The sequence below is a fragment of the Winogradskyella sp. genome (assembly GCF_965656915.1).
In the GTDB taxonomy this organism is placed as follows: Bacteria; Bacteroidota; Bacteroidia; order Flavobacteriales; family Flavobacteriaceae; genus Winogradskyella.
Genome location: NZ_CBFHMI010000039.1, coordinates 1 through 23,502, shown reverse-complemented (window position 1 = coordinate 23,502; position 23,502 = coordinate 1). Strand labels below are relative to the sequence as shown.

The window sequence follows — 23,502 nt, the reverse complement described above, 5'->3', positions numbered from 1 at the left end:
GAGCAAGATCTAGAGTTGGTGCAACAGGATTATGGCAATTTATGTTTGCTACAGGTAAAGAATATAAATTAGATGTGAGTAGTTATGTAGACGAGCGACGTGATCCAATTAAATCAACTACGGCAGCAGCGCAATATTTATCGAGCTTATATAAAATATTTGGGGATTGGGATTTAGCTTTAGCGGCGTACAACTCTGGTCCTGGAAATGTGAACAAAGCGATTAGACGTTCTGGAGGTTATAAAAACTATTGGAATATTCGTCAAAATCTTCCTCGTGAAACCGCTGGTTATGTTCCTGCGTTTTTGGCGACGATGTACATTTTTGAATTCGCTAAAGAACATGGATTTAAACCTCAGCGACCAGCTTTTCAGCATATACAAACAGATACAATTCATGTAAAAGAAATGATTAGTTTAGATCAGGTTGCTGAAACTACGGGTGTTAATATTGAAGAATTACAGTTTTTAAATCCATCATACAAACTAGATATTATCCCTAAAGTTGAAGGTAAAACATACGTTTTAAGATTACCACGTGAAGCTATTGGAATTTTCACATCCAACGAAGATAAAATTTACGCATTTGCCAGAGCAGAGTTTAATAACCGCGAAAAACCTCTACCTCAATTGTTTAAAGCAGATACTAAAATTAGATATCGTGTAAGAAGTGGAGATTACTTAGGTAAAATCGCAAGACGATATGGCGTAAGAGTTAGTCAAATAAAACGATGGAATGGGTTAAGAAGCAATAATTTAAGGATTGGACAACGACTAACAATTTATCCTAGAAACCTTACTGTATTATCAAAACCAAAAACCACTAAAAAACCAATAAGCACTTCAGGTAAAAAGACCTACAAGGTCAAATCTGGTGATTCGCTTTGGAGTATTGCTCAGAAGTTTTCAGGAGTTTCTGTTCAAAATATTAAAGATTGGAACGATATTAGTGGTAATAAACTCAAAATAGGAATGGTATTAATTGTATCAGAATAAAAAACCAACAAAAAACAAAACTTATGAGAGTTATAATTGCATTATTCTTTTGCGCATTTTTAGTGTCTTGCGACGACACTGACAAAGGCGATAATCAAAAATTCTTACCAGAATCAAACGGAAATATTAATAATATATCTGTGGTAGTTGATAACGCATTGTGGGAAGGTAAAGTCGGAGAGCGCATTAGAGATATTTTCGCAGCACCTTTAAATGGTTTACCTGTAGATGAACCAAAATTTAGTATGCGACAAATTCCAACTCAGGTATTTGATGGATTTGCAACCAGAAGTAGAATTATATTAAAAATTGAAAAAGGTAATTTAGACCCTACCACTAAAATTGTAAATGAAGCTTTTGCAAAACCACAAACAGTGGCTGTAATTGAAGGTAAAACAGATCAGGAAATTATAGACCAACTCGAAGAAAACAAGGCAAAAATTCTTGATGCTTTCAATAAGGAAGAAGTAAAAGAAAAGCAACGACGAATTAATCTTTCTTTATTAAACACTAAAGAAATCGAAACTAATTTAGGGTTTAAAATTAACATTCCGTCAGTCTATAAAATTGGCAAAGCGACAGATGATTTTTTCTGGATTCGTAAAAGCTTAAGCAATACAAAGACCATGGACTTAGTGTTTTACGAAGTACCAATAGAAACAATATCAAAAGGAGATAGTACTATTGTTGATATTGTAAAAATGAGAGATAAAATAACCACCACAAAAATTCCCGGAGAAGATAATATAGCCATGACCGTAGAAGATGCCTATGTACCATCTTTATTTGAGACAATAATAGATAATAAACCAGCTTATGAGGTTAGAGGAATTTGGGAGATAGAAGGCGAATATATGTCCGGTCCGTTTGTTACCTATGCTATAGAGGATGAAGTTAATAATCGATACTTAATTGCAGATGGTTATGTATACGCACCATCCTTAAGTAAACGAAGCTTGGTTTTTGAACTCGAGTCAATTATTAAATCGATAGCTATTAAATAACAAAAAAAGCCAACTTTAAAAGTTGGCTTTTTTTATCTATTTTATAAGAGTTTATTCTTTTTCTTTAGTGTCGGATTCTTCTTTACTAGCATCCTTAAACTCTTTCAATCCACTACCTAAACCCTTCATTAATTCAGGTATTTTTTTACCTCCAAAAAGAAGTAAAACAACCACAGCTATTAAGACCACTTGTGGCCATCCAATCCATAAAGGAATTATGCTAAAACTCATAATTTATTATTTAAGGCACAAAGTTAATAATTATAGTTTAATAATAACGTTCTAAATGCAACTTTAGAAGGTATTGGTATTGGTATTTCACTATTTTAACTAATTTTGTTTTAATGGCAAAAAAGAAGAAGAAGGATAAGAAATTCGCAAAAAAACTGCTTCACAAGTATCGCTTAGTAATACTAAATGAAGATACTTTTGAAGAACGCTTTGCTATTAAGCTTACTAGGTTGAATGTTTTTGTACTAACTTCAATTTCCGTAATTTTTCTTGTGTTTTTTACAATTCTCCTCATAGCATTTACACCACTAAGAGAGTATATTCCAGGTTATTCCTCTACCAAATTAAAGAAAAAAGCCTCTTTATTAAATTATAAAACGGATTCCCTTGTTAGAGAGTTAGAGTTAAATAAACAATATTATACTTCTATTAGAAAAGTACTCACAGGTGATGTAGAAACTGTAGACTTTAACAGGGACTCTATTATTGAAGCCGCTAAAAAAGATATAGAAATATCTCAGGTTTATCCGAATAAAGAAGATTCATTACTAAGGGAAAAAGCAAATAAAGAGGACAAGTATAATTTGTTTGATGAGCTTGAGGATAAGTCAAACTATGTTTTGTTTCCTCCTGTCAACGGAACAATTTCAGAAGGCTACAACATAGAAGAAAAACATTTTGCTGTTGATATTGTTGTTGCGTCTAACACACCAGTTAAAGCTACTGCAGATGGAACTGTAATTTTTGCCGAATGGACAGTAGAAACCGGGTATGTAGTAATTATTGAGCACAATAGAGAACTAATATCTGTTTATAAACACAACACAGCAATTACGAAATCTCAAGGTGATTTGGTAAAGGCTGGCGAAGTTATCGCAATGTCTGGTGGCACAGGTGAGTTAAGTACTGGGCCACACCTACATTTTGAATTATGGAGTAAAGGTTATTCTGTGAATCCAACTAACTTTATTGACTTTCAATAATGCCATCTGTTAAAGCCGCACTTTCAAAACCATTTGCTAAAATTGTTGCATATCGAATTAAGAAATGGTCATTAAAACCCATTAAAACTCAGCATAAAGTTTTTAAGCACCTCATTTCTACTGCGGAAAGCACCGCGTTTGGAAAAGACCACAACTTTAAAAATATTAAATCCTACAGCGATTTTAAAGCTAAAGTACCCATTAGAGATTACGAAGAATTAAGACCATACGTAGATCGAGTTGTTGCAGGTGAAGAAGATGTTCTTTGGACAGGAAAGCCAATATATTTTGCAAAAACTTCAGGCACCACATCTGGCGCTAAGTATATTCCTATTACCAAAGAAAGCATGCCTACGCATGTTAAAGCGGCAAGAAATGCAATTTTGATGTATATCCACGAGACAGGAAACTCAAGTTTTGTTGATGGTAAAATGATTTTTCTTCAAGGTAGTCCAGTACTTGAAAAAAAGAACGGAATAAAACTCGGTAGACTTTCTGGTATTGTTGCGCATTATGTGCCTAAATACCTTCAAAAAAACAGATTACCAAGCCTAGAAACTAATTGTATAGAAGATTGGGAAACTAAAGTTGATGCTATTGTTGAAGAAACTATAAATGAAAACATGACAATTATTTCTGGTATCCCTTCTTGGGTGCAGATGTATTTTGAAAAACTAATTGATAAAACCGGTAAAAAAGTAGGTGATATATTTACCGATTTTAATCTTTTTATTTTTGGAGGAGTTAATTACGAACCGTACCGCTCTAAGTTTGAAAATTTAATTGGAAGAAAAGTAGATAGCATAGAGTTATATCCAGCAAGTGAAGGATTTTTCGCTTTTCAAGATAAGCAAGGTGAAAAAGGAATGCTACTTCAGTTAAATTCTGGAATATTTTATGAGTTTGTCGAAGCAGATCATTTTTTTGATGAGAATCCTGAGCGAATCACTTTAGAAGACGTAAAGTTAGGCATCAATTATGTAATGATAATTTCTACTACGGCTGGTTTATGGTCCTATAACATTGGAGACACGATTGAGTTTACTTCATTAATGCCATATAGAGTTATTGTTAGTGGAAGGATTAAACACTTTATTTCTGCATTTGGTGAACACGTCATTGGTAAAGAAGTAGAACAAGCACTGAAAGAAGCTACTGAAAACACTAACATCTCAGTTAATGAATTTACAGTAGCACCACAAATAACTCCAAGTGAGGGATTACCTTATCACGAATGGTTTGTTGAGTTTGAAAATGAGCCAGAAGATTTAGATATGTTTAAAGAATCATTGGAGCGTTCTCTACAAAAACAAAACAGCTATTATTTAGATCTAATAGTGGGTAAAGTTTTAAAAACACTTAAGGTAACAGTGGTTAAAAAAGATGGCTTTAAAACCTATATGAAATCTATTGGTAAATTAGGTGGACAAAATAAAATCCCAAGACTCTCAAATGATAGAAAAATTGCAGATAAATTGTATCAATTACAATTAACGAAATAAAACTATATTTGCTGGTTAAAATAGTATATGCGCACAACCACAAAAAGACACGAAAGAACCAGAGCTCAAGAAAGCTCTAACGCAATTGAACGCATGTATATTACTATGCGTCATTTGTTTAATCGTGGCTTTTATAAACCCATGGGAGTTTCTGGTGAAACCTTACGAGAATCACTACTGCTTTTAAGACCGGAAATTTATGGATCTATTGCAGATGAAAAGGCAGAGTTAGAAGGTCTACTTTATGTTATTGACAGGTTGCCTCAAGGTATAGAAGAGTGTACCTTTATAAATCTCACTAGTGATGAAGGCTACGCCAACTCTCATTTTAAACCTATTATTCCACCAAAAAGAAGACGAAATTGTTATCGTATAGATAGCGAACAAATGAATATAGAAATCACAAGAGGGCGTTCAGAGATTTATGACATTCTAACGCATCTTACATTTTTATTTGTTGAGTCTCATAAAATCAGTAAGCGTGTCATTATTGATGAAGAGGGAACGACTGTACGAGATTGGAAAAAACTCGAAAACGCAGTAAAATCTTCTAAAAAGCTCACTCAAAAAGAGCGTGAAATTGCTATTACTCATACAGCAAATATACTCGGGAGAACATTTAATGAGTTAACAGAAGCATATCCAAAATTTGCGACAGCATCTCAACCTGAAAGATTACTTCATATTGTATACTGGTTAGGTAAATTAGCCATTGAAGAAACAGTAAACAATAAGAAACGAACAATTACATTTAGCCCAGTATTAAGAGAAAGATTAGGTCATCATATTCATGGTGAAGAATGGGCAGATACCATCAAAGCGGCATTACATAAAAATGGATTATTAGAAAGACCAATTCATATTATAAGCGCAAACATGCATAGTGTCATGAATTCTATTTTTGCGCTATCTACGTTAAAATCTAAGGACTCAAAGAAAGATATCTTTAATCATTACGAAGCATTAAGTAACTCAAAAAATGCCGCAATGCGCAATAAAGTGGAAAAAACTGCGTTGCAAAACGGAATGATTTATATAGAAGATAAATCAGGAACCAATATAGATGTTCAAATTTTTGATACGGATAAAATAGATTTCTCTAAAACAGGATTTACGTATTCAGAAGGAGAAAAGAATAACAAAGCCGTTATATTTGTAATGGACTATGCTTTTGGGGAGCAAGCTTATGAAACTTTAGATGAATTCCTTAAGCCTATAAAAGTAAATGGGAAGCAAGAACATTTAGATGTGAAGTCTATTTCAATTATGGGGAAAGCAGGTATACTAGAGGGAGGAAAAGGAGATGTGATGATACCATCAGCACATATATTTGAAGGTACTGCAGATAATTATCCGTTTAAGAATGAATTGGATAAAGATGATTTGGCAGACTGTGGGGTAGATGTATATGAGGGCACAATGGTGACTGTTTTAGGCACATCGCTTCAGAATAAAGAAATATTAAAATTCTTTAAAAATTCAACATGGAATGTCATTGGTTTAGAAATGGAAGGAGCACATTATCAGAAGGCAATTCAGGCGGCGTCAAGGGTAAGAGGTAATATTAATGAAGATGTAAAAGTTAGATACGCTTACTATGCCAGTGATAACCCACTAGAAACAGGAAGTACTTTGGCCTCTGGAGGATTGGGAGCGTCTGGTGTAAAACCAACATATGTTATAACAAAGAAAATTTTAGAACAAATATTTAATTCATAAAAAATGAGTGAAAAGTTACCAGAGAATAATCCAAATGAAGAAGTTGACTTAGGCCAGTTATTTAATGCCATCGGTAGGCTATTTGAAAAGTTATTTGCGTTCATAAGCAAAGTTTTAAAAATAATTTTTAATACCATTATTTATGCTTTTAAGCCTGTTGTTAATAATGTCAAACTAATTGCAATAATAGTTATGATTGCGGGTATTATTGGTTTTATTTCAGACAAACTGAAAGATCCTATTTTCTATTCAGATATGTTAGTTAAACCATACTTTGACTCAAAGTATCAGCTAGCAAATAATGTGGACTATTTTAATGCGTTAATAGATTCCGAAAATTTAGAAGAACTGTCAAGAATTTTTGAAATAGATACATCATTAGCAAAAGAGCTAGTTAGTTTTGAAATTGAAATTGGACCTGAGACACAAAATGATTTATTTATTGAATATGATGAGTATATAGGCTCAATAGATAGTACATTAGCTGATGATGTAACCTTTGACGATTATGTTCTTAACAGGGATATTCTAGAGGGTAAAATATTTTCCATAAAAGCGAAGTCTTATAAGGCTGACATTTTTCAAAATTTAGAGAAAGGTTTTATAAATACCTTTGAAAATGATCACTCTAAAAAGCTTAAAAAAATTCGTGATTCATCACTGCTAGTAAAAAAAGCAACTTTCAATAAAGAGTTACAAAAAATCGATAGTCTTCAGAAGACATATTTACAAATAATTAAGTCTGAATCCGAAAATGGCGCATCAAACATAAGCACAAATAGTTTTTTGCCCATTATGCAAGAAAGAACAAAAACTCGAGAATATGATTTATTTCAAGAAGAACTAAAGATAAGAGAAAAATTACGAAACCTTGATGAAACATTAATTGAAGAGAGTGATTATTTTGATATTCTATCACGTTTTGAGGAGGTTGGCACTAAAGAATTTTCTTTTCAAGAGACTTATACTTTTATGATTCCAATTCTATCTATAGCTATATTGGCGAGTGTCTATATTTTATTGAGTATATTTAAGTTTATTAAGAACTATGAATAAGAAAATAAAACAAAAAGTTCTTATAACTGGAGGTGCCGGATTTATTGGTTCACATGTAGTGCGTCTTTTTGTAAACAAGTATCCGAATTATGACATTTATAATTTAGACAACTTAACTTATGCGGGAAATCTAGAAAATCTTACTGATGTTGAGTCTAAGCCAAATTATAACTTCATAAAGTTAGATATTTCTGATGAAAAGGAAATTAAAAAGTTGTTTGAAAGATATAGGTTTGATTCCGTAATTCATTTAGCAGCAGAATCTCATGTTGATCGTTCTATAAATGACCCTTTATCATTTGTTAAGACGAATGTTATTGGAACAGTTGTGTTATTAAATGCATTTAAAAATTGTTGGAAACATAATTTTGATAACAAATTATTTTATCATGTTAGTACAGATGAGGTTTATGGTACGTTAGGGGAAGAAGGCTTATTTACTGAATTAACACCTTATGACCCAAATTCTCCATATTCTGCCTCTAAAGCAAGCTCCGATCACTTTGTTAGAGCCTATGGAGAAACCTATAATATGCCATATATTATAAGTAATTGTTCAAATAATTATGGTCAAAATCAATTTCCAGAAAAGTTGATTCCTCTTTTTATAAATAATATTATAAATAATAAACCACTACCTGTTTATGGAGATGGTAATTTTACACGAGATTGGTTATATGTCAAAGATCATGCTATTGCTATTGATGTTGCTTTTCATAAAGGTAAAATAGGTGAAACATATAACATAGGAGGGTTTAACGAATGGAAGAATATTGATTTAGTAAAACTACTTTGTGAGCTGATGGATGTGAAACTAGATAAAGAAAAAGGAAGTTCGGAAAAACTTATTACTTTCGTAAAGGATCGACCGGGACACGATTTAAGATATGCTATAGATGCGTCAAAAATTAAGAATGAACTTGGTTGGCAACCCTCAGTTATTTTTGAAGAGGGTCTAGACATCACCATTGATTGGTATTTAGAAAATACAGAATGGCTAGAGCATGTTACTAGTGGATTATATCAATCCTATTATAAAAATCAATATAGTTAACCGAAATGAAAGGCATAATACTAGCCGGAGGCTCTGGCACCCGATTACATCCTTTAACATTAACCATAAGTAAGCAGTTAATGCCTATTTATGATAAGCCAATGATATATTACCCTTTATCAACGCTTATGTATGCTGGTATAAATGAAATTCTAATAATTACTACACCTAAAGACTTGCCTCTTTTTCAAGATTTACTAGGTGATGGATATAAATATGGATGTAAGTTTTCTTACGCAATACAAGATGCCCCTAATGGCCTTGCTGAAGCATTTATAATAGGAAAAGAATTTATTGGAAAAGACAAAGTTGCCCTAATTCTTGGCGATAATATTTTTTATGGTTCAGGATTGGCCTCATTATTACAAAGTAATAATAATCCAGACGGAGGGATAATATACGCCTATAGAGTAAATGACCCAGAAAGGTACGGCGTTGTTGAATTTGATTCTAAGGGACAAGCGATTTCTATTGAAGAAAAACCCGACAATCCTAAATCAAACTTTGCAGTTCCTGGTATTTATTTTTACGATAATGATGTACTAGAAATAGCAAAAAACATAAAACCTAGTAACAGAGGAGAACTTGAAATCACTGACATAAACAAGGAGTATCTAAAAAGAGGTAAATTAAATGTAAGTATATTAGATAGAGGTACGGCCTGGTTAGACACAGGTACTTTCGACTCTTTAATGCAAGCCTCGCAATTTGTTGAAGTAATTGAAAATAGGCAAGGCTTAAAAATTGGATCAATAGAAGCTGCTGCATTTGATATGAATTTTATCAATGAGGACCAATTCAAATCCTTGGCAAAATCACTTATGAAAAGTGGTTATGGAAAAAACTTACTTGGATTATTGAATACTAAGAAATGAAAGTAATTGAGACAAAACTAAAGGACTGTTTTATTTTACAGCCAAAAGTTTTTACTGATAATAGAGGCTATTTTTTCGAATCCTTTAATCAAAAATCGTTTGATAGGGAATTAGCACAAAATATTAGTTTTGTTCAAGATAATGAGTCTTTTTCCTCAAAAGGAGTCTTAAGAGGCTTGCATTATCAAAGAGGGATTTATGCTCAGGCTAAGCTTGTGCGAGTAATTACAGGAAAAGTACTTGATGTAGCAGTAGATATAAGGAGAAACTCACCAACATTTGGTCAGCATGTTTCTGTTGAGTTGTCTGAAGAGAATAAAAAGCAATTGTATGTTCCAAGAGGATTTGCACATGGATTTGTCGTATTATCTAATAAAGCAGTGTTTTCCTATAAATGTGACAAGTATTATAATAAAGAATCAGAAGCTGGAATTATTTATAATGACCCAAATTTAAATATAGACTGGCAAGTGCCTGAAAATGATTTGATTATTTCAGAAAAAGATTTGGTTTTACCTAAATTTAATAGTGCATATTTATGATACGAATTTTGGTAACTGGTGGAGAAGGACAGCTCGCAAAGAATATTAAAGATTTAATTGAGGGTTATTCAGATTTAGATGCAGTCTTTACAGACGTAAACACACTAGATGTTTCAAATTCTAAAGAAACACAAATCTTTTTTTTAAATCAACAGTTTGAATATTGTATAAATTGTGCTGCTTATACAGCCGTTGACAAAGCTGAGAAGGAAGAAAAAACAGCAAGAACTGTCAATGAAGACGGGGCAAAGAATTTAGCTGAAGCCTGCAAACAGAATAATGTTATCTTAATTCACATCTCAACTGATTTTGTATTCGACGGAAATAAGTCGTTCCCTTATACAGAAAATGACAAAACTAACCCATTAAGCATATATGGTAGAACAAAGCTTAATGGAGAACGGGCTGTAGAGAAAGTCTTAAATAATTATTTCATAATAAGAACTTCTTGGTTATATTCTGAATATAATGCCAACTTCATGAAGACCATGCTATCTTTGTCGAAATTTAAAAAGGAACTTTCAATTGTAGAAGATCAAATAGGCACTCCTACTTATGCCAAAGACTTAGCGTCTTTAATTATTGAAATTATTAATTCTCGATTAGTTAATTACGGATTGTATCATTTTAGTAACGAGGGTGTTGCGAGTTGGTATGATTTTGCTAAAGAAATTTTCGAACACAGTCAAACAGACATTAAGGTTGTACCAATTAAAACTAAAGACTATCCAACATTGGCCCAAAGACCTTATTTTAGTGTTTTGGATAAATCAAAAATTAAATCTGTATTAGATATTAAAATACCATATTGGAGAGATAGTTTAAAAATAGCGATAAAGAATTATAATAAAATCAGCAATTAAGATATGCAAAATAAAATAGCTTTAATAACAGGCGTAACAGGTCAAGATGGAGCTTACTTAAGTGAATTCTTATTAAAGAAAGGCTATGTTGTTCATGGTATAAAACGAAGATCATCACTTTTTAACACAGACAGAATAGATCATTTATATCAAGACCCACATACAGAAAACCAAAACTTTTTTCTGCATTACGGCGACTTAACAGACAGCACAAACTTAATAAGAATAATCCAAGATGTAAAGCCAGATGAAATATATAATTTGGCCGCGATGAGTCACGTTCATGTTTCATTTGAAATGCCAGAGTATACTGCTAATGCAGATGGTATTGGCACATTACGATTGTTAGAAGCAGTAAGAATGCTTGGACTAGAAAAAACAACTAAAATATATCAAGCATCAACATCAGAATTGTATGGTAAGGTTCAAGAAGTACCACAAACGGAAACAACACCATTCTATCCTCGCAGCCCATACGCTGTGGCAAAAATATACGCATATTGGATTACTGTAAATTACAGAGAAGCATATGGTATGTTTGCCTGCAATGGAATTTTATTTAATCATGAATCTCCAATTAGAGGAGAAACATTTGTAACTCGAAAAATAACCAGAGCCACATCAAAAATAGTGTTAGGATTACAGGATAAAATTTACTTAGGTAACTTAAATGCCCAGAGAGATTGGGGTCACGCGAAAGATTATATAAGAATGATGTGGATGATTTTACAAGCTGATGAACCAGAAGATTGGGTAATTGCTACAGGTAAAACTACTACAGTAAGAGATTTTGTAAAAATGTGCTTCAATCATGTGGGAATAGAGTTGGAATTTAAAGGTAAAGATGCAGATGAAAAAGGATATGTAAAAACATGTAATAATTCTGATTATCAAATTGAAATTGGAAAGGAAGTAGTCGCGGTTGATAAAAAATATTACCGCCCAACAGAGGTTGATTTACTAATTGGCGATGCAACAAAAGCAAGAGAAAAATTAGGTTGGATTCCTAAATACAATCTACCCGCTCTAATAGAAGATATGATGGCAAGTGATTTGAAGCTTATGCAAAAAAAACAATACTTAAAAGACGGTGGCTACCGAATAAAAAATTACTTTGAGTAAATCAATCTATGAATAAGTCGTCAAAAATTTATGTTGCTGGTCATCGTGGATTAGTTGGTAGTGCATTATTAGAAAACCTACAGCAAAAAGGTTATAATAATATCATTACAAAAACCCATAAAGAGTTAGACCTAACTAATCAAAATGATGTGGCCACTTTTTTTAATACAGAACAGCCAGAATATGTGTTTTTAGCGGCTGCAAAAGTGGGTGGTATTATAGCTAACAATAAGTATAGGGCAGAGTTTATCTATGACAACTTAATGATTCAAAATAATGTAATACATCAAAGTTATTTAAATGACGTAAAAAAATTATTGTTCCTCGGGAGCACATGTATTTATCCAAAGAATTCTCCTCAGCCAATGAAGGAAGAATACTTATTGACAGATACTTTAGAGTATACAAATGAACCTTATGCTATTGCTAAGATTGCAGGTATTAAAATGTGTGAAAGCTACAATTTACAATATGGGACAAATTTTATTTCAGTAATGCCTACAAATTTATACGGCCCAAATGACAATTTTAATCTTGAAAAATCTCATGTGTTACCAGCCTTAATTAGAAAGATACACTTAGCAAAGCTTAAAAGTGAAAATAATTGGGATGAGTTAATGAATGACCTTAAATTAGATAATAAAGAAGAAGTCGAAGAGTATTTATCCAATTTCGGAATTTCAGATAATAGTGTAGAAATTTGGGGATCTGGTAAACCAAGAAGAGAATTTCTATGGTCTAAGGATATGGCAGACGCCTGTGTTTTTATAATGGAAAACAGAGATTTTAACGACACATTTGATGCTGACTGTAATGAATTAAGAAATACACATATAAACATTGGCACAGGAGAAGATATTTCAATTAAACAGTTGGCAGAACTTATTAAGCAAATCACAGGTTTTAGAGGTGAATTTATCTACAATACGGATAAGCCAGATGGTACATTGCGTAAGCTTACGGATGTGTCGAAGTTAAATGCCCTAGGTTGGAATCATAGTATGAGCCTTGAAAATGGAATAAAACAAATGTATGACTGGTATAGAGTTAAATAAGTATTTAAAAATTGCAATCGATGCCTCGTTGAATGCAGGGAAAGAGATCATGAAAGTTTATGACTTATCCTTTCAAGTAGAGTTTAAAGATGATAATTCTCCATTAACTGAAGCAGATAAAAGAGCAAACGATGTTATTAACTCATATTTAAATCTAACTTCAATACCAATAATTAGCGAAGAAAATCGGCAAATTGAATATGATACTAGGAAACATTGGGAAAGTTGTTGGATTGTAGACCCTGTTGATGGAACTAAAGAGTTTATTAAGAGAAATGGTGAATTTACTGTAAATATAGCCTTGGTAATAAACGGAAAACCAGTTTTAGGCGTTATTTATGTGCCAGCAGTAAAAACAATCTATTTTGCCAATGTAGAGAGCAATGAGGCATTTAAAGCAAGTTTAGAATCTCATAATGTTACAGTTAAAACTATTTTAAAACTAGCAAAACCACTACAACCAAAGAATAACAATTCTGACAAAGTTGAGGTTGTTGGAAGTCGCTCACACATGAACGAAGATACTTTAAACTTTGTTGAGGATTTAAAAAATGAAGGTAAAGAGGTAGAAATTGTATCAAAAGGAAGCTCTTTAAAGTTTTGTTTGGTTGCAGAAGGTAATGCAGATGTTTATCCACGTTATGCACCTACGATGGAATGGGACACCGCAGCAGGCCAAGCCATATGTAATGCTGCAGGTATAAAGGTAATTTCTAAAGAAACCAACCAAACATTAACCTACAATAAAGAAAACCTATTAAATAGCTATTTTTTAGTTAGAAAGTAAATGGCAGACGTATCTTATAAGAGACATATAGCCAAAACCATTACTTGGAGATTAGTAGGTACACTAGACACCATACTTTTATCATGGTTAATTACTGGAGATCCTTTAGCTGGTTTAAAAATAGGCTTGGCAGAGGTTACAACTAAATCTGTATTGTACTATCTACACGAGCGTGTATGGTATAAAATAAATCTCTCTAAAGAAGGAGTGCTATTAGAAAGTAGAAAACGACACATTGCAAAAACTTTTACCTGGAGATTTATAGGTACCTTGGACACGATGACATTGGCTTGGATTATTTCTAGTAATCCACTTGCAGCATTACAAATAGGATTTGCTGAAGTTATAACCAAAATGGTATTATACTATCTACACGAACGCGCATGGTACAAAGTAAATTTTGGTTTAACAAAGAGAAACAAAGATTAATATGGGCAAAAATATTATACCTCATGATTATCAGATTTCTATAAAAGACAGAAGAAAGAGTAATAAACACAGTTCTTTTTTATTATGGTTTACAGGCTTATCGGGTTCTGGTAAATCTACCATAGCCAATGTTGTAGAACAAAAGCTTTATAAACAAGGCATAAAAACATATACCTTAGACGGTGACAATATTAGGAAGGGAATTAATAGTGATTTAACCTTTTCTCCAGAAGATAGAACTGAAAATATTCGTAGAATTGCAGAGGTGGCTAATTTAATGATAGATGCTGGTTTAGTGACACTTGCAGCTTTTGTTTCGCCCTACAAAAAAGACCGAGAGAACATTAGAAGTATCGTTAAAGATGTTAACTTTGTTGAAATATTTGTGAATACCAGCGTAGAAGAGTGCGAAAGACGCGACGTAAAAGGGCTTTATAAAAAAGCACGTGCTGGCGAAATAAAAAACATGACAGGAATTTCAGCTCCTTATGAAGCACCAGAAAACCCTGATATTGAGATAAAAACAGAAAGCGAATCGGTTGAAGCAGCAGCACAACGAATCGTAGATTATATTACACCAAAATTGTCAAAGCAACAATGAGTAAGTATTATTTAAATTATTTAGATGAATTAGAGAGTGAAGCAATTTTTGTTTTACGTGAAGTTTGGGCACAATTTGAAAACCCAGTCATTTTATTTTCAGGAGGAAAAGATTCTATCTTGGTAACACATTTGGCAAAAAAAGCATTCTACCCTGCTAAAATACCATTTCCGTTAATGCATGTTGACACAGGTCATAATTTCCCAGAGACTATTCAGTTTAGAGATGATATTATTAAAGAATTAGGTGCGCAGCTTATCGTTGGTTCTGTTCAAGAGTCTATTGATGAAGGACGCGTTGCTGAAGAAAAAGGAAAGAACGCTACGCGTAATGCACTTCAAATTACAACACTTCTTGATGCTATTGAGGCAAACAAGATTGATTGTGCTATAGGTGGTGGACGTCGTGACGAAGAAAAAGCAAGAGCTAAAGAGCGATTCTTCTCTCATAGAGATGATTTTGGACAATGGGATCCTAAAAACCAACGTCCAGAACTATGGAATATTTTCAACGGAAGACATTTTGAAGGCGAACATTTTAGAGCCTTTCCAATTAGTAACTGGACCGAAATGGATGTTTGGAACTACATTAAACGTGAGAATATTGCAATTCCGTCATTATACTTTGCGCATGAACGCGAGGTGGTTTGGAGACAAGACTCTTGGATTCCAAATTCTGAATTTTTAGTACTAGAAGACCATGAAGAAGTAGTCACTAAAAAAATACGCTTTAGAACACTAGGCGATATAACCATAACAGGTGGTGTAGAATCTGACGCAGATACATTAGAGAAAATTGCTGCTGAAGTTGCTGGTATGCGTAATACAGAGCGAGGAAACAGAAGTGACGATAAGCGATCAGAATCTGCTATGGAAGACCGTAAGCGTCAAGGATACTTTTAGTCAAAATCAAATTAAAAAATTAACAGTTATGCTGAAGTCATTTCAGCATTTCATATAAAGAATAACATGTTAGACAACAATCAATTATTACGTTTTACAACTGCAGGAAGTGTAGATGATGGAAAAAGTACATTAATAGGGCGTTTGCTATATGATTCTAAATCTATTTTTGAAGACCAACTAGAGGCTATCGAAAATACAAGTAAGAAAAGAGGTCATGAAGGTGTAGATTTAGCTCTATTTACAGACGGTTTAAGAGATGAAAGAGAACAAGGTATTACTATTGATGTTGCTTATAGATATTTTACGACACCAAAGCGTAAATTTATTATTGCTGATACACCAGGACATATTCAATATACACGTAACATGGTTACTGGGGCATCAACAGCTAATGTAGCGACCATTTTAATTGATGCACGACATGGAGTAATTGAGCAAACCAAACGTCACGCCTTTATAGCATCGTTATTGCAAATACCACACATTATTGTTTGTATAAACAAAATGGATTTAGTTGATTTTTCTGAAGAGGTATTCAATAATATTGTTTCAGAGTTTGAAGAAGTGTCTTCAAAAATGCTCGTTAAAGATGTTCGTTTTATACCAATTTCAGCCCTTTTAGGAGATAATGTGGTAAACAAATCAGAAAACATGCCTTGGTATCAAGGAGCACCAATGTTAAATACTTTAGAGACGATGCATATTAGTAGCGATATTAATAAAGTAGATGCACGTTTTCCTGTACAAACGGTAATAAGACCACAACGCGAAGGTTTTATAGATTATAGAGGTTATGCTGGTCGTGTAGCAAGTGGTATATTAAGAAAAGGGGATGAGGTTACAGTAATGCCTTCAGGATTTACTTCAAAAATAAAAAGCATCAACCTTCACGATAAAGAATTGGAAGAGGCTCATGCGCCAATGTCAGTTTCTATTACTTTAGAAGATGATATAGACATTAGTCGTGGTGATATGATTGTACGATCTAATAATAAGCCAAAGCCTTCTCAGGATATTGAGGTCATGTTGTGTTGGTTGAATAACAGTCCAGCTAAACCTAGAGCAAAATATTCTATTAAGCATACGTCTAACGATCAAAAAGCCATGATTAAAGAGGTGGTCTATAAGTATGATATTAATACTCTTTGCCGTAACTCTGAAGATAATGAGCTTTCTATGAATGATATGGCTAAGGTTAAAATAAGAACCACAAAGCCTTTGATGGTGGATGATTACAGAGAGAATAGAACCACAGGAAGTATTATTTTAATAGATGATGCAACGAATGAAACAGTTGCTGCGGGAATGATTGTATAATCTGTAACCAAAATAAAGATGCTGTTTAATTCTTTAGATTTTGCAATCTTCTTTCCGATAGTATTTATACTTTATTGGTTAATTGCTAAACATTTAAAAGCTAGAAACGCATTAATATTAGTTACTAGTTATGTGTTTTATGGCTGGTGGGATTGGAGGTTTCTTTTTTTAATAGCGATTAGTTCATTAATAGATTATTATGTAGGTAGACAACTTTATAAAACAGATAATTAACAGAATAGAAAAGGACTTTTATTAGTGAGTCTTCTAGTAAATCTCGGATTTTTATTTTACTTCAAATACACTAATTTTTTTATTGAAAATTTTGTAGATGCATTTCGTCTTTTTGGAAAAGAAATGGAGACGAGTACGCTTAATATTATTTTACCAGTAGGAATCAGTTTTTATACATTTCAAACCTTAAGCTATACCATAGATATCTATCGAAAGCAATTAAAGCCAACCAATGATGCGCTATCATTTTTTGCTTTTGTAGCATTTTTTCCTCAGCTTGTGGCTGGACCAATTGAAAGAGCATCTCATTTATTGCCGCAATTTTATAAAACGCATCACTTTAACTATAAACAGGTAAAATCCGGACTTTTATTAATAGCATTTGGGTTATTTAAAAAAATGGTCATTGCAGATCGAGTAGCTATTTTAGTAAACCAAGTATACAATAACCCTTCCGATTATCAAGGCATAGACGTTATTGTTGCAACGATACTTTTTGCATTTCAAATTTATTGTGATTTTTCTGGATATTCAGATATTGCAATTGGTGCAGCAAGAACCATGGGATTTGATTTAATGAAAAATTTTGATAGTCCGTATTTTTCTAAGTCAATTACAGAGTTTTGGAGACGATGGCATATCTCTTTATCTACATGGTTTCGAGATTACGTTTATATTCCTCTAGGAGGCAGTAGAAACGGAAAGTATAGAACCTATGCCAACTTATTTATTGTTTTTTTAGTCAGTGGTTTGTGGCATGGAGCAGCAATGACATTTGTGATTTGGGGCGCTATTCATGGGATTATTATTGTTTTCGAGAAAGCGATTTCTAAACCGCGTAAATCGCTTTATTCAAAGCTTAAACTTAAAAAGGAAGGTATAATTCCTAATATAATTTTCGTTCCTATTGTATTCAGTATTGTTTGCTTTGCATGGATATTTTTTAGAGCAAATAATTTTTCTGACGCCTTAACGTTAATAAGTAACATTAATTTTAGCAATATATCTAACCTTACTAATGGTAAAATCTATGATTTAGGTCTTGTTAAACCAGAATTTATAGTCGCAGTTATTTCAATATTAAGCCTTGTGATTTTTGAATGGAGTCATAAGAAAAACAATATGCAACATGTGGTAGCTAAGCAAATTTTGCCAATTAGATGGTTGTTTTATTTAATTATAGTTTTCACAATCTTAATCTTTGGTATTTACGGAGAAAATCAAGTCAGTGAATTTATTTATTTTCAATTTTGATTCATGAAAACCCTTGTATTTAAAAGTTTAGTTTTTGGATTACTTTCAATTTTGATATTGAACTTTATGTTTGATCCCCTTTTCAGGGATGTAAATGTTAACAGTAAGTCATTTAATGAATTTCATGAATCTTATTCGGATTCTTTAGATATTTTAATTATTGGTAGCTCACATGCAAAAAACACATATAATTCAAGTATTTTAGATAGTGTTTTTCAAACAAGAACCTATAATTTAGGATCTGCTGGGCAGAATTATTTATTTACAAATTTATTGCTAGAAGATATTTTAAATAAAACTAAACCTAAGCTGGTGATTGTAGATATATTTCCTGCTGTAATTAGGGTTCCGACAGCAAAAAAAGGAAAAGGAAATCAATTACGCATAGTGGATTATACAAGCTTTGGTAAAAATAGATTTAATTTAATTAATAAAGTCTATTCGACTCATGAGATGCCATCAGTATATAGTGAAACCATAAGAAACCATGATAAATGGTTTGATAGAAATTGGAATGATTCTAATTTTGATGTTGGCAACAAAAACTTTTTTTTTCGACAAGGGTATTTTAACTCAAATAAAACATTAAAAAAAGAAGATTATGAGCGTTATAAATTTTATGCCAAAGAGCATGATAAATTTTTAAAAGTAAAACCTTCAAAAAAAGACAGAAATCAATTTATTGCAATATCTGAACTACTCGAAAATACAATTAAGATATGTAGAGAGAATAGTGTAAATGTCATCTTTGTATCGTCTCCGTATTTTGATTCGTTTTATAAAGATAAGTTTAATAACATTCATTATTTACTACATGAATTTTTCGAATCTAAAAAAGACATAGATTTTATCGACTTTAATAAGGATTTTAATAACCTTGGCCTTACATTAGATGATTTCTGGGATAAAGGTCATTTAAATATTGTTGGTTCTAAGAAGGTGTCTTTAACATTGGCAAAATACTTAGATCAAAAATCTCATTTTAAAGTTAAAAATCAAAAATACTTTTCAAAAAATTTAGAAAAAATTCCTCAAAGAAAAAACACAGAATTAATTGAATTAGATTATGAGGTAAATAAAAGTATTATTGATGAAGTTATAAATACTGGAGTTTCATATGATTTAGAACATTCATTTAAAAATATTATGTTTATTGAAAATGCTACTTTTTATATTGATGAAAATAATAGGTATGTCGTTTTGGAATATAAATCGTCTTATGAAGAAGATTTACTTGATGACTATTATTTTTTTATGATAGGTACCATACTCAAAAGTGATTTTAACAAGAGGCCTGAGTGGAATTTAGGTACAAATAAAGATAAACTTTTCTGGGAAACAACACCAGAGATAATTCAAACTGATAATAAAAATTATTTTATCTTAAAACTTGATAGAAAATGTTCAATAGATCAATTTAAAACCTTTCAAATAGCTCTAAAAAGTAAAATCAATAAAAAAAGTTTGGGAGCACAAATTATCTTGAATAACATCAAACTAAAAAATTAATCACAATGTTAAAAAAAATGTATTTACTTACACTTCTTGCAACCCTAAGCTTTAGCTGTAATAACTTAGGAAACTCTAAAGAAGATCATGCTCAAAATTCAAAGAAAATAGATATAGCTAAAAAACTTACTATTCGTTTTAATTTCAAAACAAATAAATCAGATGTTTTTAAAATTATGATGAATAATATTGAAGTAGATGAATTACAAAAAAAGAACATTCATATTTTTGAAGAAGTAGTGCCTTCAACAGGTGATGATACTATCGTAGTAGAGTTTGATGCTAATAATATGTCAAAACAGATTGTTTTTCATTTAGGTAATAAAAATGAAAAAGAACTAGAAATAAAGAGTATATTAGTTTCTTATGGAAATAACCAATATAACTTATCAACTGTAGCTGATATTAATAAGTATTTAATTTTCAATAAGTTTGTAGAGAGAGATTCTTTAAGTAAAAACCTAAAAACAATAAGATTAGATGGAAGATTAAACCCATCTTTCAGAATTAAAAATAATCTTATCAATTTATTAAAAAGGAAGTAATTTTAAACTTCAAAAACATTAATGGCCATAAATAGCTCCAAATTAAAACACATCCTACTTGACTCCGACTTCAAAGAAATACTAAGTAAAGGGCTTTCATACATACTAATAAGAGGTTTGGGAATTTTAATTAGTTATGCGTTTACAGCCTATATTACAAAAACCTTTGGCGCCTCCATTTTTGGTTTATTCTCTATTACTATTTCAATTTTTATGATTGCAAGTGTCATTGGTCGTTTAGGAGTAGATATACATTTAGTTAAGTTTTATTCTGAAAAGAGCAATTTAAATGATACAGGCCTGTTTTATAAAACGCTTTTTAAATCATTTTTAATTTCTGTATTAATTAGCGTACTTATATATACTCTAAGATTTTATATCGCTAATGAATTATTTAAGGTGCCTAAGCCAGAGGTTATACCTTATTTAAATTGGATTTTATTAAGCATTCCTTTTTGGTCTATAACTTTGATTTGTTCAAGTGTTTCTAGAGCTCAAAAAAACATCAAGTGGTTTTCGTTTATAAGTTTAGTAAGTAGGTTTTTATTTAGCTTTATTGCTTTATTAATAGTATTAAGTTTTGTAGGTGAACCAATTGCAGTTGCTAAAGCTCATTTTTTAGGAATTTTAATAACTTCGATTATTGCGATAGTTCATACAGTAAAAACTTTTAAAACTGTCTCTTTTAAATCAAAAACTAACTCTTGGTCTTTTTTAAAAAACTCGCTGCCAATGATGTTATCATCTTCAATTTTGATTTTTTTAGGTTGGATGGATACTTTTGTCATGGGTGTTTTTGAAACAGATACAAATGTTGGTATTTATAATGTATGTATAAAAGTTGCCACTATAACAAGTTTTACGTTATTAGCTATTAATTCAATTTTAGCTCCTAAAATAGCAAAGAGTTATGCAGAAAAAGATATTGATAATTATAAAAAATTAATTCGTTTTTCAACGAAATTAAACTTTCTTGTTAGTTCTGCTGTGATAATAGGGATTTTAGTATTTAACAAGCTATTATTATCTATTTTTGGTGAAGAGTTTATTGAGGGTCAAACAATATTATTCATTTTGTGCGCTGGTCAAATTGTGAATTCTTTTTCGGGTTCAGTTGGAATAATATTACAAATGATAGGAAAGCAAAAAGTATATCAAAATTTTGTAATCACAGCGCTTTTAATTAATTTAATATTAACTGTAATATTGACTCCTGTTTATGGCGGAATAGGAGCTGCTATAGCTACAGTCATTAGTATGGCTTTTTGGAACTTGGGTTGCGCTTTTTATCTTAAAACCAAGTTGCAAATCACATCATATTATAATCCGTTTTAGGAGATGGTTTTATGAAAAAAAAGAATGTTACAATAGATTTTTTTTTAGTTGGAGCAGCAAGATGCGGCACCACAACACTATATAATTATCTTAATAACTCTAATGATGTTTTTTTACCAAGAGTAAAAGAGCCGAACTTTTTTTCTGAAGTGGACTCTCCTAAAAACGAAGATTTTAAACCTCCAGTTCCAGGTATAAAATACCATGCAAAAATAATTAATGATGTTAATGTGTATAATGATTTGTATATAGAAGCATCAAATACACAACTAAAAGGAGATACATCTCCATCTTATATATGGGACACGAATGTTGCTAAAAGAATATTTAAACACAACCCTAAGGCTAAAATAATTATAAGCTTAAGACATCCTGTAGATAGAGCTTATAGCCATTATATAATGAACTATTATACAGGTGTTGAAAACACAAGTTCATTTGAAGACACTCTCGACGCTCCAAAAAACCCGGTTTGGGGGAGTTGTAATCAATATCTCGAAATGGGACGCTATTACAACCAGGTAAAAGCGTATTATGATGTTTTTCCTAAGGAACAAATTAAGATTTTAATTTATGAAGACTGGACAAAAAAATTAGAATCTGAAATAAAAGAATTGTTCAAGTTTTTAGGCTTAATAGCTGCAGATTCTGTTTTTAGAACTCCTGTTGATAGCAATAAAATAGAACCATTAAAGAAAAAGGCTCTTTTAAATGTTCTTAGACATAATAAGATAAAAGCTTTAATAAAAAACGCGATTAGTCAAGAACTAATAGATGCATTAAAGTCTAGTTTTTTTGGTGACAATTCTAAAGAAATTGAGAAAATTAATCCAGAATTAAGGCAAGAATTAAGCTTAAAATATAAAGAAGACATTCAAAAGTTAAGCGAATTAACAGAAATTGATTTCAGAGAAAAATGGCAATAATTTTAAAACTATTCTGGAAAACTATAATTAAATTCTTCTAGCTCCCATTTATACCTTCTATATACTATTTTTTTGGATTTTTCTGAATAATAATCGGCCACGCTTTTTTTCCTTTTTCTAACATTTTTTTTTACCACTTTAAAATCTGTAGGTAAATCAATATGAAGGGCTTCAAAAAGTTTAGGGATTTCTTCATTAAAATTTTCTAAGCAAATAATTTTATCAACAAGAATATTTCCTTCGTCATCACTAACATAATTTTTTAGGGAATAAGTGCCATAAATTCTCCATCGATCATAATTCTTTCCGCCTCCACCTTTACCGTTAGTTTTTGTCGACTTTAACCAAATATCAAAAGGAGGTTTTACAGGCCATTTTCTAAAAATCATTTCATATAAGGATACTAGCTTATTAAATGGATTTCGTGTACAAACAATTTTATAGTAATCATCAAAATTATAACCTTTATCAGTAAAAATAGTTTTTACTTCTAATGGACTTATGTGAGAATAAAATGGATTCTCTTTAGTAGTTTCTCTGAATCGAATATCTAAAATATCTGAGTATGGTGTTAACATTTCTCGTAAACTTTCAGAACCTGTTTTAGGGTTGCTAAAGAATATAAACTTATTTTTGTGGGAAATCCTCATTAATTAGTG

24 protein-coding genes are annotated in these 23,502 nt (G+C 31.6%); 22 read left to right on the top strand and 2 right to left on the bottom strand.

Features of this window, described 5'->3' with window-relative positions:
- Nucleotides 1–995: LysM peptidoglycan-binding domain-containing protein (locus ACTG3Y_RS09940; RefSeq protein ID WP_439152771.1), on the top strand; the 995-nt coding region annotated here is incomplete at its 5' end.
- Nucleotides 996–1,018: 23 nt separating this feature from the next.
- Complete coding sequence (locus ACTG3Y_RS09935) at nucleotides 1,019–1,999, top strand: DUF4837 family protein (protein ID WP_439152770.1); 981 nt, start codon at nucleotides 1,019–1,021, stop codon at nucleotides 1,997–1,999.
- Between the two features lie 51 nt (nucleotides 2,000–2,050).
- Here ACTG3Y_RS09935 and tatA read toward each other — a convergent pair whose 3' ends face one another.
- Nucleotides 2,051–2,230 carry a twin-arginine translocase TatA/TatE family subunit gene (gene tatA, locus ACTG3Y_RS09930; protein ID WP_439152769.1) on the bottom strand — a complete coding sequence of 60 codons (180 nt, stop codon included), beginning with the start codon at nucleotides 2,228–2,230 and terminating at the stop codon, nucleotides 2,051–2,053.
- Between the two features lie 113 nt (nucleotides 2,231–2,343).
- Between tatA and ACTG3Y_RS09925 the strand changes: the two genes are divergently transcribed.
- The 20 genes from ACTG3Y_RS09925 (at nucleotide 2,344) to ACTG3Y_RS09830 (ending at nucleotide 22,843) form a co-directional block, all read left to right on the top strand.
- A complete protein-coding gene (locus ACTG3Y_RS09925) occupies nucleotides 2,344–3,213 on the top strand; it encodes a M23 family metallopeptidase (protein ID WP_439152768.1) in 870 nt (289 codons plus the stop codon).
- Nucleotides 3,213–4,715: a GH3 auxin-responsive promoter family protein gene (locus tag ACTG3Y_RS09920; RefSeq protein WP_439152767.1), complete on the top strand. Its 1,503-nt coding sequence runs from the start codon at nucleotides 3,213–3,215 to the stop codon at nucleotides 4,713–4,715. Before ACTG3Y_RS09925 ends, ACTG3Y_RS09920 begins: the two co-directional genes overlap by 1 nt.
- Nucleotides 4,716–4,742: 27 nt before the next feature.
- Complete coding sequence (locus ACTG3Y_RS09915) at nucleotides 4,743–6,434, top strand: DUF6909 family protein (protein WP_439152766.1); 1,692 nt, start codon at nucleotides 4,743–4,745, stop codon at nucleotides 6,432–6,434.
- 3 nt (nucleotides 6,435–6,437) lie between these two features.
- Nucleotides 6,438–7,490 carry a hypothetical protein gene (locus tag ACTG3Y_RS09910; RefSeq protein WP_439152765.1) on the top strand — a complete coding sequence of 351 codons (1,053 nt, stop codon included), beginning with the start codon at nucleotides 6,438–6,440 and terminating at the stop codon, nucleotides 7,488–7,490.
- Nucleotides 7,483–8,544: a dTDP-glucose 4,6-dehydratase gene (rfbB, locus tag ACTG3Y_RS09905; protein WP_439152764.1), complete on the top strand. Its 1,062-nt coding sequence runs from the start codon at nucleotides 7,483–7,485 to the stop codon at nucleotides 8,542–8,544. The genes ACTG3Y_RS09910 and rfbB overlap by 8 nt, the downstream gene beginning before the upstream one ends.
- Nucleotides 8,545–8,549: 5 nt before the next feature.
- Complete coding sequence (gene rfbA, locus ACTG3Y_RS09900) at nucleotides 8,550–9,419, top strand: glucose-1-phosphate thymidylyltransferase RfbA (RefSeq protein ID WP_439152763.1); 870 nt, start codon at nucleotides 8,550–8,552, stop codon at nucleotides 9,417–9,419.
- The gene (rfbC, locus tag ACTG3Y_RS09895) at nucleotides 9,416–9,961 is read left to right on the top strand and encodes a dTDP-4-dehydrorhamnose 3,5-epimerase (RefSeq protein ID WP_439152762.1); all 546 of its coding nucleotides are present in this window, start codon (nucleotides 9,416–9,418) and stop codon (nucleotides 9,959–9,961) included. Before rfbA ends, rfbC begins: the two co-directional genes overlap by 4 nt.
- Entirely contained in the window at nucleotides 9,958–10,824 is an 867-nt protein-coding gene (gene rfbD, locus ACTG3Y_RS09890; protein ID WP_439152761.1) for a dTDP-4-dehydrorhamnose reductase, read from the top strand. Before rfbC ends, rfbD begins: the two co-directional genes overlap by 4 nt.
- A 3-nt stretch (nucleotides 10,825–10,827) precedes the next feature.
- Entirely contained in the window at nucleotides 10,828–11,946 is a 1,119-nt protein-coding gene (gene gmd, locus ACTG3Y_RS09885) for a GDP-mannose 4,6-dehydratase (RefSeq protein WP_439152760.1), read from the top strand.
- A gap of 8 nt (nucleotides 11,947–11,954) precedes the next feature.
- On the top strand, nucleotides 11,955–13,001 hold the full coding sequence (locus tag ACTG3Y_RS09880; RefSeq protein ID WP_439152759.1) for a GDP-L-fucose synthase family protein: 1,047 nt from the start codon (nucleotides 11,955–11,957) through the stop codon (nucleotides 12,999–13,001).
- Nucleotides 12,979–13,788, top strand: coding sequence for a 3'(2'),5'-bisphosphate nucleotidase CysQ (gene cysQ / locus ACTG3Y_RS09875; RefSeq protein WP_439152758.1), 810 nt, complete (start codon nucleotides 12,979–12,981; stop codon nucleotides 13,786–13,788). Before ACTG3Y_RS09880 ends, cysQ begins: the two co-directional genes overlap by 23 nt.
- Nucleotides 13,789–14,217 carry a DUF2061 domain-containing protein gene (locus ACTG3Y_RS09870; RefSeq protein WP_439152757.1) on the top strand — a complete coding sequence of 143 codons (429 nt, stop codon included), beginning with the start codon at nucleotides 13,789–13,791 and terminating at the stop codon, nucleotides 14,215–14,217. It abuts the gene before it with no gap.
- Between the two features lies 1 nt (nucleotide 14,218).
- Entirely contained in the window at nucleotides 14,219–14,818 is a 600-nt protein-coding gene (gene cysC, locus ACTG3Y_RS09865) for an adenylyl-sulfate kinase (protein WP_439152756.1), read from the top strand.
- A complete protein-coding gene (gene cysD, locus ACTG3Y_RS09860; protein ID WP_439152755.1) occupies nucleotides 14,815–15,720 on the top strand; it encodes a sulfate adenylyltransferase subunit CysD in 906 nt (301 codons plus the stop codon). The genes cysC and cysD overlap by 4 nt, the downstream gene beginning before the upstream one ends.
- Nucleotides 15,721–15,786: 66 nt before the next feature.
- Entirely contained in the window at nucleotides 15,787–17,040 is a 1,254-nt protein-coding gene (cysN, locus tag ACTG3Y_RS09855) for a sulfate adenylyltransferase subunit CysN (RefSeq protein ID WP_439152754.1), read from the top strand.
- A gap of 258 nt (nucleotides 17,041–17,298) precedes the next feature.
- Nucleotides 17,299–18,528 (top strand): MBOAT family O-acyltransferase, encoded by a 1,230-nt coding sequence (locus ACTG3Y_RS09850; RefSeq protein WP_439152753.1) that lies wholly within the window; start codon nucleotides 17,299–17,301, stop codon nucleotides 18,526–18,528.
- A 66-nt stretch (nucleotides 18,529–18,594) separates the two neighbouring features.
- Complete coding sequence (locus ACTG3Y_RS09845) at nucleotides 18,595–20,037, top strand: hypothetical protein (protein WP_439152752.1); 1,443 nt, start codon at nucleotides 18,595–18,597, stop codon at nucleotides 20,035–20,037.
- A gap of 17 nt (nucleotides 20,038–20,054) precedes the next feature.
- Entirely contained in the window at nucleotides 20,055–20,582 is a 528-nt protein-coding gene (locus tag ACTG3Y_RS09840; RefSeq protein ID WP_439152751.1) for a hypothetical protein, read from the top strand.
- 21 nt (nucleotides 20,583–20,603) lie between these two features.
- A complete protein-coding gene (locus ACTG3Y_RS09835) occupies nucleotides 20,604–21,917 on the top strand; it encodes a flippase (protein WP_439152750.1) in 1,314 nt (437 codons plus the stop codon).
- Nucleotides 21,918–21,928: 11 nt separating this feature from the next.
- On the top strand, nucleotides 21,929–22,843 hold the full coding sequence (locus ACTG3Y_RS09830) for a sulfotransferase family protein (protein ID WP_439152749.1): 915 nt from the start codon (nucleotides 21,929–21,931) through the stop codon (nucleotides 22,841–22,843).
- A gap of 8 nt (nucleotides 22,844–22,851) precedes the next feature.
- Here ACTG3Y_RS09830 and ACTG3Y_RS09825 read toward each other — a convergent pair whose 3' ends face one another.
- Nucleotides 22,852–23,493 (bottom strand): hypothetical protein, encoded by a 642-nt coding sequence (locus ACTG3Y_RS09825; RefSeq protein WP_439152748.1) that lies wholly within the window; start codon nucleotides 23,491–23,493, stop codon nucleotides 22,852–22,854.
- Between the last annotated feature and the right edge of the window lie 9 nt (nucleotides 23,494–23,502).

Bases quoted from the DNA above. Each gene is read 5' to 3' on its own strand.
- ACTG3Y_RS09935 (WP_439152770.1), top strand. From the start codon at position 1,019: ATGAGAGTTATAATTGCATTATTCTTTTGCGCATTTTTAGTGTCTTGC.
- tatA (WP_439152769.1), bottom strand. From the start codon at position 2,230: ATGAGTTTTAGCATAATTCCTTTATGGATTGGATGGCCACAAGTGGTC.
- ACTG3Y_RS09925 (WP_439152768.1), top strand. From the start codon at position 2,344: ATGGCAAAAAAGAAGAAGAAGGATAAGAAATTCGCAAAAAAACTGCTT.
- ACTG3Y_RS09920 (WP_439152767.1), top strand. From the start codon at position 3,213: ATGCCATCTGTTAAAGCCGCACTTTCAAAACCATTTGCTAAAATTGTT.
- ACTG3Y_RS09915 (WP_439152766.1), top strand. From the start codon at position 4,743: ATGCGCACAACCACAAAAAGACACGAAAGAACCAGAGCTCAAGAAAGC.
- ACTG3Y_RS09910 (WP_439152765.1), top strand. From the start codon at position 6,438: ATGAGTGAAAAGTTACCAGAGAATAATCCAAATGAAGAAGTTGACTTA.
- rfbB (WP_439152764.1), top strand. From the start codon at position 7,483: ATGAATAAGAAAATAAAACAAAAAGTTCTTATAACTGGAGGTGCCGGA.
- rfbA (WP_439152763.1), top strand. From the start codon at position 8,550: ATGAAAGGCATAATACTAGCCGGAGGCTCTGGCACCCGATTACATCCT.
- rfbC (WP_439152762.1), top strand. From the start codon at position 9,416: ATGAAAGTAATTGAGACAAAACTAAAGGACTGTTTTATTTTACAGCCA.
- rfbD (WP_439152761.1), top strand. From the start codon at position 9,958: ATGATACGAATTTTGGTAACTGGTGGAGAAGGACAGCTCGCAAAGAAT.
- gmd (WP_439152760.1), top strand. From the start codon at position 10,828: ATGCAAAATAAAATAGCTTTAATAACAGGCGTAACAGGTCAAGATGGA.
- ACTG3Y_RS09880 (WP_439152759.1), top strand. From the start codon at position 11,955: ATGAATAAGTCGTCAAAAATTTATGTTGCTGGTCATCGTGGATTAGTT.
- cysQ (WP_439152758.1), top strand. From the start codon at position 12,979: ATGACTGGTATAGAGTTAAATAAGTATTTAAAAATTGCAATCGATGCC.
- ACTG3Y_RS09870 (WP_439152757.1), top strand. From the start codon at position 13,789: ATGGCAGACGTATCTTATAAGAGACATATAGCCAAAACCATTACTTGG.
- cysC (WP_439152756.1), top strand. From the start codon at position 14,219: ATGGGCAAAAATATTATACCTCATGATTATCAGATTTCTATAAAAGAC.
- cysD (WP_439152755.1), top strand. From the start codon at position 14,815: ATGAGTAAGTATTATTTAAATTATTTAGATGAATTAGAGAGTGAAGCA.
- cysN (WP_439152754.1), top strand. From the start codon at position 15,787: ATGTTAGACAACAATCAATTATTACGTTTTACAACTGCAGGAAGTGTA.
- ACTG3Y_RS09845 (WP_439152752.1), top strand. From the start codon at position 18,595: ATGTTTGATCCCCTTTTCAGGGATGTAAATGTTAACAGTAAGTCATTT.
- ACTG3Y_RS09840 (WP_439152751.1), top strand. From the start codon at position 20,055: ATGTATTTACTTACACTTCTTGCAACCCTAAGCTTTAGCTGTAATAAC.
- ACTG3Y_RS09835 (WP_439152750.1), top strand. From the start codon at position 20,604: ATGGCCATAAATAGCTCCAAATTAAAACACATCCTACTTGACTCCGAC.
- ACTG3Y_RS09830 (WP_439152749.1), top strand. From the start codon at position 21,929: ATGAAAAAAAAGAATGTTACAATAGATTTTTTTTTAGTTGGAGCAGCA.
- ACTG3Y_RS09825 (WP_439152748.1), bottom strand. From the start codon at position 23,493: ATGAGGATTTCCCACAAAAATAAGTTTATATTCTTTAGCAACCCTAAA.